This is a genomic window from Candidatus Erwinia haradaeae, assembly GCF_900698995.1.
GTDB classification, from domain to species: Bacteria; Pseudomonadota; Gammaproteobacteria; order Enterobacterales; family Enterobacteriaceae; genus Erwinia_E; species Erwinia_E haradaeae_C.
Window position 1 is genome coordinate 253,868 of sequence record NZ_LR217735.1, and the last position, 13,433, is coordinate 267,300.

7 protein-coding genes, 2 tRNA genes and 1 pseudogene are annotated in these 13,433 nt (G+C 31.4%); 8 read left to right on the forward strand and 2 right to left on the reverse strand.

What is annotated here, in order from left to right:
• Positions 1-44: 44 nt before the first annotated feature.
• Positions 45-118: transfer RNA gene (locus ERCISPPA3004_RS00755), tRNA-Pro, on the reverse strand.
• A gap of 1,278 nt (positions 119-1,396) precedes the next feature.
• Here ERCISPPA3004_RS00755 and dnaK point away from each other — a divergent pair.
• The 4 genes from dnaK (at position 1,397) to ERCISPPA3004_RS00775 (ending at position 6,481) form a co-directional block, all read left to right on the forward strand.
• Positions 1,397-3,313: a molecular chaperone DnaK gene (gene dnaK, locus ERCISPPA3004_RS00760; protein WP_157990236.1), complete on the forward strand. Its 1,917-nt coding sequence runs from the start codon at positions 1,397-1,399 to the stop codon at positions 3,311-3,313.
• A 106-nt stretch (positions 3,314-3,419) separates the two neighbouring features.
• Entirely contained in the window at positions 3,420-4,562 is a 1,143-nt protein-coding gene (gene dnaJ, locus ERCISPPA3004_RS00765) for a molecular chaperone DnaJ (RefSeq protein ID WP_157990237.1), read from the forward strand.
• Between the two features lie 820 nt (positions 4,563-5,382).
• On the forward strand, positions 5,383-6,123 hold the full coding sequence (gene ubiG / locus ERCISPPA3004_RS00770; RefSeq protein WP_157990238.1) for a bifunctional 2-polyprenyl-6-hydroxyphenol methylase/3-demethylubiquinol 3-O-methyltransferase UbiG: 741 nt from the start codon (positions 5,383-5,385) through the stop codon (positions 6,121-6,123).
• A 282-nt stretch (positions 6,124-6,405) separates the two neighbouring features.
• Positions 6,406-6,481, forward strand: a tRNA-Asn gene (locus tag ERCISPPA3004_RS00775).
• Positions 6,482-7,128: 647 nt separating this feature from the next.
• Here ERCISPPA3004_RS00775 and ispB read toward each other — a convergent pair.
• Positions 7,129-8,103 carry an octaprenyl diphosphate synthase gene (ispB, locus tag ERCISPPA3004_RS00780; RefSeq protein WP_157990239.1) on the reverse strand — a complete coding sequence of 325 codons (975 nt, stop codon included), beginning with the start codon at positions 8,101-8,103 and terminating at the stop codon, positions 7,129-7,131.
• A gap of 257 nt (positions 8,104-8,360) precedes the next feature.
• Between ispB and rplU the strand changes: the two genes are divergently transcribed.
• The 4 genes and pseudogenes from rplU to ERCISPPA3004_RS00800 all read left to right on the forward strand — a co-directional run bounded on the left by rplU (position 8,361) and on the right by ERCISPPA3004_RS00800 (position 13,304).
• Positions 8,361-8,711 carry a 50S ribosomal protein L21 gene (rplU, locus tag ERCISPPA3004_RS00785; protein ID WP_157990668.1) on the forward strand — a complete coding sequence of 117 codons (351 nt, stop codon included), beginning with the start codon at positions 8,361-8,363 and terminating at the stop codon, positions 8,709-8,711.
• Positions 8,701-8,967: a 50S ribosomal protein L27 gene (gene rpmA / locus ERCISPPA3004_RS00790; protein WP_157990240.1), complete on the forward strand. Its 267-nt coding sequence runs from the start codon at positions 8,701-8,703 to the stop codon at positions 8,965-8,967. Before rplU ends, rpmA begins: the two co-directional genes overlap by 11 nt.
• Positions 8,968-10,182: 1,215 nt before the next feature.
• Positions 10,183-11,217 (forward strand): annotated as a pseudogene (gene cgtA / locus ERCISPPA3004_RS00795) (Obg family GTPase CgtA); the annotation flags it as partial.
• 530 nt (positions 11,218-11,747) lie between these two features.
• Positions 11,748-13,304, forward strand: coding sequence for a TerC family protein (locus ERCISPPA3004_RS00800; protein ID WP_157990242.1), 1,557 nt, complete (start codon positions 11,748-11,750; stop codon positions 13,302-13,304).
• The last annotated feature ends 129 nt before the right edge of the window (positions 13,305-13,433 follow it).

Here is a 13,433-nt window from a genome sequence, read left to right on the forward strand (position 1 = left end):
TAGAATATTTATAATAAATCTTAAAAATTATATAAATATTTTGATCGGCACGAGAGGATTTGAACCTCTGACCCCCGCCACCCCATGACGGTGCGCTACCAGTCTGCGCTACGTGCCGAGTATTTATTATATATTATATGTGATATCATTCAGATATTATTGCAATAAATTATATCTAAAATTATTAGATATTCTACTAATTACATGCCTAATTATACGCTAATAATATTAATTATCCTTTTATAGTAAAAGCTATGTAAGATTATATCCAGAATCAACCTATCATATGATGTATGAAATTAATATGCAAGATCTTTAATGATTCTAGTCTATTTTATGATACAAAAAATATACACATAATATATAGTAATGCGTAGTAATGCGAGTAATGTAGTAATTCATTTATCATACAATTCATTATTTTCATTATTAAATTTTATTAAAAAATATGTATAGTATAATTACATTATATATAGTTTAGTCATTTGTATCATATATTATATATTTTATTATTTGTTGTTTATCAAAAATCAAATTTTATATTATGTATATAATTTTAATGTTTAATAATTTAACAATGTTTATAGTTTATACATTTTTTATATCAAACACCTTCCGATATCTGTCATTTTTGTTTTTATTTTATAAATTCATACTATCATTTTATATAAAAATAAGATGTAAAAATAGGGTTTATTTGATATATAATTAAATATATAATTAAATAAATTTTAATATCTAAAAATAAATTTTTATTTTTATTAATTGTTTTATTAGTATACATTAAATTTATTTATTAGTATAAATTAGAGTTAATTTTTTTATTTTAATCTATAAGTATTTTATTTTTTTGATGTTTTGTTATATCTCATTTTTAGATATTTAAATAATTTTTTTAATTTGAGCAGTGAATATTATTTTATTTAAATAAATTTAAATAATAAATATATAAAAATATATATATAAATATATAAAAATATATAAAATTAAAATTAATATAATATATTTCATATATTATTATGAAGTATTAAATAAATATTTTTATAATTTTGAAATATATTAAATATTTATTAAATTATTTATTATTTATTATTTATTATTTTGTGATTTATTAAAAAATTATTATTTATTATTTTGTGATTTATTAAAAAATCTTAATTGGTTGTAGTTGAATCATTGATATTTAATTGTATTCATAGAATTTATAATAAAAAAATTTTAAGGATAATTCTGGATTATATTTTATATAAAAAAATTATATCTTATATAAGAAAAACATTACAAAAACAGTTGAAATTATAACATATGCCCGCATTTAAGTTTTAAAGAATAATATAATTATACATACATCTAATAATGATCAGATGATGATTAGAATTTAGTGGGAGATATTTTTATGGGTAAGATTATTGGAATTGACCTTGGTACAACAAATTCATGCGTTGCTATCATGGATGGTGGAAAGGCACGTGTATTGGAAAATTCAGAAGGCGATAGAACCACACCTTCTATTATTGCTTATACTCAGGATGGTGAAACGTTAGTTGGACAGCCTGCTAAGCGTCAGGCGATTACTAATCCACAAAATACTTTGTTTGCTATTAAACGTCTCATTGGTCGTCGTTTTCACGATAAAGAGGTGCAATGCGATATAAAAATTATGCCATTTAAAATTGTTAATGCTGATAATGGTGATGCTTGGCTTGATGTTAAGGGAAAACGTATTGCACCACCGCAGATTTCTGCGGAAGTCTTAAAAAAAATGAAGAAAACCGCGGAAGATTACTTAGGGGAAGAGGTTAGCGAAGCAGTTATAACAGTACCTGCGTATTTTAATGATGCACAACGGCAAGCCACGAAAGATGCTGGACGTATTGCAGGTTTAGATGTTAAACGCATTATTAATGAGCCTACTGCCGCTGCATTAGCTTATGGTCTAGATAAGAGTCAAGGTAATCGCACAATTGCTGTATATGATTTAGGTGGTGGTACTTTTGATATTTCGATTATTGAAATTGATGAGGTAGATGGTGAAAAAACCTTTGAAGTATTAGCAACTAACGGTGATACTCATTTAGGTGGTGAAGATTTCGATAGTCGCATGATTAATTACCTTGTGTCTGAATTCAAGAAAGATCAAGGAATTGATTTACATAATGATCCTTTAGCTATGCAGCGTTTAAAAGAAGCCGCTGAAAAAGCTAAAATAGAGCTTTCTTCTTCTCAACAAACTGATGTTAATTTACCGTATATCACAGCAGATGCCAATGGTCCCAAACACTTAAACATTAAAGTGACACGTGCAAAGCTAGAATCTTTAGTTGAAGATTTGATTATCCGTTCAATTGAGCCATTAAAAATGGCTTTAAAAGATGCAAATTTATCTATATCTGATATTAATGATGTGATTCTTGTGGGTGGTCAAACCCGTATGCCTATGGTGCAAGTGAAAGTGGCTGATTTTTTTAGTAAAGAGCCGAGAAAAGATGTTAATCCAGACGAGGCAGTAGCTGTTGGCGCTGCAGTGCAGGGTGGTGTTTTAGCCGGAGAAGTAAAAGATGTCTTGTTATTGGATGTGACCCCGCTCTCTTTGGGTATTGAAACTATGGGTGGTGTTATGACGTCACTAATTAGTAAAAATACTACAATCCCAACTAAGCATAGTCAGGTATTTTCTACAGCAGAGGATAATCAATCTGCAGTGACTATTCATGTAGTACAAGGTGAACGAAAACGTGCGGTTGACAATAAGTCTCTTGGGCAGTTTAATCTTGATGGTATTCAAAATGCTCCGCGTGGAATGCCGCAAATTGAGGTTACCTTTGATATCGATGCAGATGGGATTCTACATGTATCTGCAAAAGATAAGCACACCGGTAAAGAACAAAAAATAACCATTAAAGCTTCTTCAGGTTTAAATGATAGAGAAATTGAAAAAATGGTGCATGATGCAGAAGTTAATGCTGAGTTAGATCGTAAGTTTTCAGAGTTGGTTCAAACCAGAAATCAAGGTGACCAGATAGTACATAGTACACGCAAGCAATTAAGTGAAATGGGTGATAAACTAGCAGAAAGCGATAGGGCAACTATAGAATCTGCGCTAAATGCATTAAATACAGCATTGAAAGGTGAAGATAAATCGGAAATTGAAGCCAAGATGCGGATTTTGATGGAATCTTCTTCTAAGCTTATAGAATGCGCTACACAACAAGCAGAGTCTACTAGAGGTTCCACAAGTACTACCAAAAACACTAAAAAAGATAATGACGCTGTTGATGCTGAATTTGAAGAAGTGCGCGATAACAAAAAATAATTATTTTAAAATAGTAAGGCGTCTCGTCGAAAGTACCGATTATAACTGCACGGGCGTGGATATAATCCACATCCGTGCGTGTTTGTTAATGTCAGGATAAAGAGCAATGGTGAAAAGAGACTATTACGAGATTTTAGGTATAACTCAATCAGCAGATGAGCGTGAAATTAAAAAGGCTTATAAGCGTCTAGCAATGAAATTTCATCCTGATCGCAATTCTGGGGACAAGGATTCTGAGGCTCGATTTAAAGAGATTAAAGAAGCTTATGAGGTTCTCACGAACACACAGAAACGTAAAGCTTATGACCAATATGGTCATGCTGCTTTTGAGCATAGTGGTTCAGGTGGAAGCGGGCAAGGTGGTTTTAGTAGTAATGCTGATTTTAGTGATATCTTTGGTGATGTATTTGGTGATATCTTTGGGGGAGGACGGCGACAACAGCGTGCTACGCGCGGATCCGATTTTCAATATAATTTAGAGTTATCATTAGAAGAAGCAGTACGTGGTGTATCTAAAGAGATTCATATTCCAACTATGGAAGACTGTGTCAAATGTCATGGGAGTGGAGCTAGAGCAGGAACTAAACCAAAAACTTGCTCCACTTGTCATGGTGCAGGTCAAGTTCAAATTCGACAAGGTTTTTTTACTGTTCAACAGGTTTGCTCGTATTGTCAAGGGAGAGGGGTAATAATCAAAGATCCATGCCAAGTTTGTGGTGCAAAGGGTCGGGTTTCTAAATCGAAAACTTTATCAGTTAAAATACCAGCAGGAGTAAACACCGGTGATCGTATTCGCTTAAGTGGAGAAGGTGAGCTTGGTGAAAAAGGATCTCGAGCAGGTGATTTATATGTTGAGATTCAGATGCTAAAACATCACATCTTTGAGCGCGAAGAAAATAATTTATACTGCGAGGTTCCAATTAATTTTATAATGGCGGCATTAGGTGGAGAAATTGAAGTACCTACTCTAGATGGGCGTGTAAGTTTAAAAGTGCCACCTGAAACACAAACTGGAAAACTATTTCGTATGCGAGGAAAAGGTGTCAGATCAGTGCATGGTGGTGCTGCAGGTGATTTGCTTTGTAGGATAGTAGTTGAAACTCCTGTGAATTTAAATGAAGATCAAAAAATGATATTACGTGCATTAAATGATAGCTTTGTTGGATCTTCAGAGGGGAGGCATGGTCCGCGTTCTAAAACATTTTTTGATGGTGTCAGGCAGTTTTTTGATGATTTGAGGCGCTACTGATATGCATAATGGAATAATTAATACTTAATAATGTAGCATTAGTATATTTATTAGAAAGAAGTGCATTTGATCTATTTTGATGATGTTTTTAGTTATGTTCAAATGAATGATTTGAAAGGAGTTTTATTGTTAGAATAAGAAGTGATCTATTAGCCTTATGTTATGATGCTGAATTATATTTACATAAACATAAAAGTAAGAATCATTAATCGAAAAATATACTTTTAAGTGTATTTTTATAAAACGTTTGTAATAGTACATATAAAAAATAGTATTTTTAAGTATTTTTTATTAATTGTGTGTATTAATAACATCTGAATATTTATTATAATCGTTAGATTGTAAGTGTTTATGTATTTATATAAAAATAATTATTGTTGAATGTTCTGATAAAAGGTCTTCATTTATCTTAAAAATATTTCCTTAATGAAATTAAATTAGTAAAATAACTAAAACAAGCGCGATCACTATGATAATCACCAGGGTATCATAGTGATCGCGATAAAAAAATTTGCATGATTGGCATCATATAGTGATTTTAGGTACTTCTGAAATTAGTTATCTTTTTAATTAAGAAAAAATAACAGCAGTACATGCTGCTGATTTTACGAATAAAATGAGATATTTTTATTATATTTTAATATATAAAAAGAAGTAGGCATTATATCTAGTTTCTAGATAAAAGGAATTATTATCATCTAATAATGGCACAAAATAAAGAATGGATGGGATTATTAGAATAGCTAACGCCGTGTATGATTAGTGCATGCTAATAATAAGTGGATGTTTAAGTTTTAGCTTTTTCTGGAGTAATTAAAGCATGAATCAAGAACATCTAGAAGGCTCGTGGAATATTGATCGCGATGAGATCAATAAATTTTCACGTTTAGCGTCGTCTTGGTGGGATTTAAAAGGTCCATTTCGGCCTCTTCATAGCATGAACTTAATACGTTTAGAGTGGATTATAAAACATACGAATGGTTTATTTGGTAAAAATATTTTAGATGTTGGTTGTGGCGGGGGCATCCTGGCAGAAAGTATGGCTCGAGAAGGGGCAAGTGTGACTGGTTTAGATATCAGTGAAGAATTATTACAAGTCGCACGTTTTCATGCTACGACAAATAACATAAAGATATATTATATTAAAAAAACAGTGGAAGCGTATGCTGAGCAGTTTTCTGGTCAGTACGAGGTTGTAACTTGCATGGAAATGTTAGAGCATGTTCCTAATCCATATTCAATTATTTATGCTTGTGCTAGGCTTGTTAAGCCATCTGGAAGTGTCTTTTTTTCCACTTTAAATCGTACGAAAAAATCTTGGTTCATAGCAATTTTAGGTGCAGAGTATATTTTTAAAATTTTACCTCGCGGAACGCATAATATAAAAAAATTAATTCGCCCTAATGAATTGTTAGAATGGATTGATGCAACACATCTTTGTGTATATGACATGATTGGGTTATGTTATAATCCTCTTGGCAATTATTGTCGATTAACCTCTAATGTTGATGTGAGCTACATGGTTCATGCACAATATGATATTAATCATAAAGTGATTTAAAGATATTAAGTAAAATTATTATTTTTATGTTATTTTTCATATCTTAGTTGTCAGAAACATGTATTTTTTATTTTTATCATTTGTTGTAAGTAGATTACAGACAAATTTTAATGTTTCACAGATTTATAAAATTTTTTTTGGATACATTGGACAATGCAATCTGCAGATTAGATTTTGAATATACTTATAATAAATATTATTGCACTATAAACTATAAAAGTAATCAGTAGTATTTGACATATTGCAGTTTATAGGTTAAAATTTAATTTTTATTTCCAGTAATCCTCTGTAGTTCAGCTGGCAGAACGGCGGACTGTTAATCCGTATGTCACTGGTTCGAATCCAGTCAGAGGAGCCATAATCCCATTAGATATATATTTTCTATTGGTCTGAGTGAATAAATCTTAGTAAAGAACATAAATTTTTTCAAGCAAAAGTAATTATATACTAATAAAATTATTAAAATTCTCAATTATTTTCATTAGAAAAATAATATTTAAATATATCTATCTCAGAATTTATAATAATTTATTTTTATAAATTGATATGCTAAGAATATAAAGATTCAAAATATGTAATATATCTCTTATCTATTGATATTTTTAAAATTAGATCAATGATTCGATATTAATGAGGATTAGCTTATGTAAGGTTTATTTCTAGTAAGCATTATTAATGGATTGAAATTTCTTGTATCTAAAACATTATTTATATTTAAATGCATTATCATTCGTTTGTTTATTTAAATATTTTTATTGTTTTTATTAAAAATGCCATGTATTTGTAATAAAAAGACAATTTTTTAGAATAAATTATTAAAAATATTGTTTTTATCTTTAATAGGTATAGTTGTTACAACATAAAAAAATAGTTATCTTGATCATGGTATGTGTCTTGTATTTAGTATGGTTATTTATCAGAAGTGATAATTTTATAGTTTTTAAAAAAAATTTAAAATAAAATTTATTATTCAAATAATAATTGAGTTTTATCATATTAAAGATATTAACTTATGCGCTGCATTGAAATATGTACTAATGCTTCTAATGCATTACGCCATGGTGATTGAGGAAGGATTCTTAGTGCCGTAATGGCTTTATTAGCTTCTTTCTGAGCGGTTTTTCTAGTACATTCTAGAGAACCGCATTCTTTTATTGTTGATTGAATAATATCAAAAAAGTGGCGACCATTTCCTTTACTGATTACTGAACGAATTAAGTTAACTTGTTCCAGGGTTCCATGACGCATTGCGTGTAATAAGGGGAGAGTTAGTTTTCCTTCTTTAAGGTCAGCACCTGTATTTTTGCCTAATATTTTATTATTAGAACTATAATCTAATATGTCATCAATAAGTTGAAATGCAGTACCAAAATAACGCCCATAAGCTTGTAAAGCTTGCTCTTGAGCTAGAGTAGATCCAGCTAAAATCGCAGAAGTTTGTGCTGCAGCTTCAAAAAGGCGTGCTGTTTTATTATAGATAATATGCATATACTTTTCTTCAGTGAGATCTGGATTATTGCAATTGAGTAATTGAAGAATTTCTCCTTCAGAAATGACATTAACGGCTTCTGAGATTATTCTTAGAATTTTTAATGATCCAAGATTAGTCATCATGTGAAATGCACGAGTATATATAAAATCACCTACTAATACACTAGCTGCATTCCCAAAAGCCATATTAGCGGTAGGTTGCCCTCTACGAGCTTCTGATTGGTCAACGACGTCGTCATGTAGCAGGGTTGCGGTATGGATGAATTCAATGAGCGCCGCCATAATAATATGTTGTTTTCCTGAGTAACTGTGAATGGCCCGTGCTGCTAATAATGTAATGATTGGGCGAATACGTTTACCTCCGCTGCTAATGATGTAGCAACTGAGTTGATTAATCAGAGGAATATTTGAGTTCAGCTGTTTGTTTATGGCGGTATTAACATCTTCCATATCGTGTTTAATAAGTATGTTTATTTCTTCTAAGTTCATGGTTTTTTCGTTATCACCTAGTTTTTATTGCGACGGAAGTTATAGATGTATATTTATATTATGTATATATACAATAAATCATACAGTATATAATATCGAATTATGTATTGAGAAATATTTACTTTTTTGTGTAGTGTTTTATTTTGCATTAATAATAAATGCTTGTTTTTAACAAAGAGTTTTGTATAATTATATATCTAATAAAACTTATAGCGTAGCATTATATTGCTCAGGAAGGCGCAGAAATGGAGTTGGCTATGTATGCGGTTTTTCAAAGTGGCGGAAAGCAGCACCGAGTGAGTGAAGGTCAGGTGGTTCGACTAGAAAAGATAGATAGCTTGATTAGTAACATAGTGGTATTTAATCAAGTTCTTATGATCGCCAATGATGAGTATATTAATATAGGTTCGCCTTTTATAATAGGTGGAACAATACACGCAGAAATTATCGCTCATGGTCGTAGTAAAAAAATAAAAATTATTAAATTTCGTGCTCGTAAGCATTATCGAAAACATCAAGGTCATCGTCAGTATTTTACTGACGTTAAGATTATTACCATTAAAGATTCAGTTAGAGTCTCCGGAGATTACTTAACACATGGCGCATAAAAAAGCAGGCGGATCCACACGTAATGGTCGAGATTCCCATGCAAAACGACTGGGAGTAAAACGTTTTGGAGGAGAAACTGTATTAGCAGGTAGCATTATTGTTCGGCAGAGAGGAACGCATTTTTATGCCGGTGAAAATGTAGGGTGTGGTCGCGATCATACTCTGTTCGCGACTGCTAATGGTCAAGTAAAATTTGAAATTAAAGGAGCAGACAGAAAAAAATATATTAGCATAGTTTCGAATTGTATCGATTAGTATCATAGTATGTATTTCTATAATGTATTTTTAAGAAATTTTAAAAATAAAATTAAGCACTCAAAAATAAAGATTTGTATAAATTTCATACAACATAGATTTATGGTAATTTAAAATATTACATCTGACATTAGAGAGAGTTTTTGATAGATGAAAACACATCTAAAATATTATTTATTTTAAGCATAAAGAGATTAGTTGTGATATTTTAGTATAAATAATATTATAAATAATATATAGGTACTACTAATTATGGTAGATAGTTCTCATTAATATGATATTGATTTAGCAATTCATTTTCCCATAAAATAAAGCATATCTTAGTAGCATATAAAATATATACACTTCCAACCAATATTTAAACTATCTTTTAAATCTAAACCGTTTTAACTATAAATTAAAATTAGAAGATTGTCGCTTAGCATCTGATGTAAATGTGTGATTTTATTAATTAGAGTCACTATTGAGATGTTATCATTATTTGATATCCTATTTTTCATCTGTATAAATATGTTATTAGGAAGAGTGCTTATCACACACTACTACTAGCAATAGTTAAAAAATTTTATATATTTTTATATATAAGTGAATTTTTAGTTAAGGTCGGTTAAAAATAGAATTTTTACTATTGGTGATTTTTTTACTAACTAATGGTTTTGTGTGTCGAGAAGATAGCTAACCTATAGAGATAAATGCAAGTTATTCGATTGAGAAATAGGGGGATGTGGTTTATTTTATTTATACATTACAGCATTAAGATAAAATTTAATTTTACCATAATACCATATTATCTAAGATTTTCAGCAGGGTATATATAAAAATGCCAAATTTTTATATATGGAATAAAAAATTTAGATTATCATCAAGAGTGTAGTTGAGTTGCTTAGATAGTTATTTTATTTTAGAATATTAAGTAATGATATCGTCAAACTATTTTTTTATGAAATCAGAGCGTTATATGACTTATTTTTTACTGACAAAGACTGATGAAGATAGATGTGTATATTGAGTTAAGCGCATAGTCTTTAAATAGTAGAAATCAATAGGTTTTTATTTCTTGGAAATTAGCAAATCGCTTTATAGTATGCGGAGTGTTAATTAAGTGTGAACATTTTATTTTTCATGGTCAATATTTATTTAGGGTTATGTACTCGCTAGCTTTGGATATTACCCATTCTGGAATATACATGGTTGTATCGATAGTGGAGTAGTTAAATGCAGTTTGTGGATGAAGCAAAGATTCTAGTTATTGCTGGTAACGGGGGTAACGGTTGTGTTAGTTTTCGCCGTGAGAAGTATATCCCTCGTGGCGGCCCTGATGGTGGTGATGGCGGTGATGGCGGTGATGTATATATACAAGCTAATGAGAATTTGAATACATTAGTTCAGTTTCATTTTAAAAAAACTTTTTGTGCTAATAATGGGCAAAAGGGTCAGAGTGGTGATTGTAAAGGAAAGCGAGGAAAGGATTTAGTGATTCATGTTCCTATTGGAACTAGAATCATTGATTGTGATACAGCTCAGGTACTAGGTGATATGACCTGTCATCTGCAGATAATGATTTTGGCTAAGGGTGGTTGGCATGGCATGGGTAATACGCGGTTTAAGTCATCAATTAATCGCGCTCCACGTCAAAAGACTATGGGTACATTGGGTGAAAAACGTAATATACAGTTAGAAATAATGTTATTAGCAGATGTTGGCATGTTAGGGTTGCCGAACGCAGGTAAATCAACTTTTACCTGTACAGTATCTGCTGCTAAATCAAAAATAGCTGATTATCCGTTTACAACATTAGTTCCTAGTCTTGGTGTAGTTCGATTAGACTATAATAATAGTTTTGTGATTGCGGATATACCCGGTTTAATTCATGGAGCTTCTAATGGTTCAGGGTTAGGTATTCGTTTCTTAAAGCATCTTGAACGTTGTCACTTATTGTTACATATTGTAGATATAGCATCAACAAATGAAAGAGATTTGGTGAAGGATATTTCTATTATTTTATATGAGTTAGAGAGATACAATCTGAATCTTCTTCAAAAATCTCGGTGGTTAGTCTTTAACAAAATGGATCTTATAGATTATAAAGAGGCACAGTTACGTATGGCTGCTGTTGTTAAAGCTATTCAATGGACTGATAAGTATTATCTAATCTCTTCATTGAATAATACAGGTATAAAGGGATTGTGCCTGGATATTTCTTTTTTCATAAAAAATATCAACATGCAGACTGATGAAAAACTTGATAAGGTAGAGGGAGTATAGAATTCTAAGAAAAGTTTAAAGAGGTGGGCAAGAGAGGTAATATGCTTAGCATAAGAGTTACGATGTTAGAAGCAGATTATTTATATATTAGCAATAATTGTCTATTCTGATAACAATATAATATTGTATTGCCAAGATAGCGTACATAGATAATAGTGTACTATGAAAAAAGAGATCGTTCGTGTAAGTTTTGTTCTAATAGTCTAGAAATTTTATAAAAACTTTATTTTGATAGAATCAAAATCATCTGTATTAATATATAATTAGGGTGATCAGTATAAATATGATTACTAGTAGGTATTACTTTGCATACCGAGATATTAAGAATAGTAACAATTTTTACAATATAAGAATGTAGGGATTCCGATCCAAGATGTATTGTTATTATATTTTTTATTAGTTAAATGATTGTTTCGATGTTTTTTTAATCTCGGCTCATGCTTTAATAAAAACTACTCATAACTTATCCATGCAAGTATTACTAATGCTGTCCCGTGTCTTTTCCGGAGCTGTTCATGTCATTTCTTTTAGATCCTTCAGTTTTTGCGGGTCTTTTTACTCTCATTCTTCTTGAAATTGTCCTGGGTATTGATAATTTAGTATTCATTGCTATTTTGTCCGATAAGCTCTTACCAAAACAGCGTGATAAAGCTCGTCTAACTGGCCTATTGCTAGCCATGGTGATGCGCTTAGGTCTTTTATCCTTAATGTCATGGATGTCTACCATGAATCGCCCACTGTTTAGTGTAGGTGATTGTAGTTTTTCTGGCCGTGAATTAATGTTACTTATGGGAGGTATTTTTCTATTATTTAAAGCTACGACAGAGTTGCACGATCGCTTAGAAAATCGAGATATTCATGATCTAGACCATAAAGGCTATGCTAGTTTTTGGTCAGTTGTAGTGCAAGTGGTTGTTTTAGACGCAGTATTTTCTCTTGACGCAGTGATTACTGCAGTGGGTATGGTAAATAATTTATCCATTATGATGCTTGCGGTAATTATGGCTATGAGCGTGATGGTTATCGCTTCTAAACCGTTAACTGACTTTGTAAACACTCATCCAACCGTAGTGGTCTTATGCTTAAGTTTCCTGCTAATGATAGGTTTTAGTCTCTTAGCTGAAGGTTTACATTTTAACATACCGAAAGGTTATTTATATGCAGCAATTAGTTTTTCAATTGTAATTGAATTATTCAATCAAATGGCGCGGCGTAATTTTATGCGTCATCAAGAAAGACGCCCTATGCGCGAGAGAACTGCGGAAGCTATTCAACGTTTAATGGGAGGACACAAGCAACACGTTAGTCATAGAATAGAAGATGGTACTGTAACGACACTATCTCCAAAGGAAGCGTTTAAAGAGGAAGAGCGTTATATGATGAACGGAGTGCTAACTCTTGCTGCTCGTTCAGTGCGTAGTATAATGACACCACGGGGAGAAATTTCCTGGGTCAACTTAACTGCCTCGTTAGATGAAGTGCGTATGCAGTTACTAGATACGCCACACAGTTTATTTCCGGTGTGCAGTGGCGAACTAGATTCTATCATAGGTGTGGTGCGAGCTAAAGAATTGTTAGTGGCCTTAGATCATGGTGTTGATGTTTTTGCTTTTGCAAGCGCTACACCGCCTATTATTATACCAGATACTTTGAATCCATTGAATCTTCTTGGTGTACTGCGCCGAGCAAAAGGTAGTTTTGTTGTTGTAACTGGTGAATTTGGCGCGGTGCAAGGGCTTATCACGCCATTAGATGTATTAGAAGCTATTGCCGGTGAATTTCCAGATGAAGATGAGACACCAGATATTGTTCTTGATGAAGATGGCTGGTTGGTTAAGGGTGGGGCTGATTTGCATTCATTACAGCATTTATTGAATAATAAGGAATTAATTAAACCAAAAGATCATAATGCATCGTTAGCCGGGCTAATTATTGAGCATATAGGTAGATTGCCTAAAGTTGGTGATATTATTAATATTCATCCTCTTAGATTTCAAATTGTAGAAGCTACTGATTATCGTATTGATTTAATACGAGTTACAAAACAAGATAATAAAAAAAATAATTGTTAATTTCTAATTAATGGATAATTTTATATTAATTTTATACCATATAAAATATAATAGCATCGTTTCATTTTTGATTCTTACTAGATATAAGACACAAAGGGCTCTTATTAAAGAAAGGCGCGATGTATATTT

Excerpts from the sequence above, each read along its gene's own strand:
- rpmA (WP_157990240.1), top strand. The coding sequence starts at position 8,701 with ATGGCGCATAAAAAAGCAGGCGGATCCACACGTAATGGTCGAGATTCC.
- ERCISPPA3004_RS00800 (WP_157990242.1), top strand. The coding sequence starts at position 11,748 with ATGTCATTTCTTTTAGATCCTTCAGTTTTTGCGGGTCTTTTTACTCTC.
- dnaK (WP_157990236.1), top strand. The coding sequence starts at position 1,397 with ATGGGTAAGATTATTGGAATTGACCTTGGTACAACAAATTCATGCGTT.
- dnaJ (WP_157990237.1), top strand. The coding sequence starts at position 3,420 with ATGGTGAAAAGAGACTATTACGAGATTTTAGGTATAACTCAATCAGCA.
- ubiG (WP_157990238.1), top strand. The coding sequence starts at position 5,383 with ATGAATCAAGAACATCTAGAAGGCTCGTGGAATATTGATCGCGATGAG.
- rplU (WP_157990668.1), top strand. The coding sequence starts at position 8,361 with ATGTATGCGGTTTTTCAAAGTGGCGGAAAGCAGCACCGAGTGAGTGAA.
- ispB (WP_157990239.1), bottom strand. The coding sequence starts at position 8,103 with ATGAACTTAGAAGAAATAAACATACTTATTAAACACGATATGGAAGAT.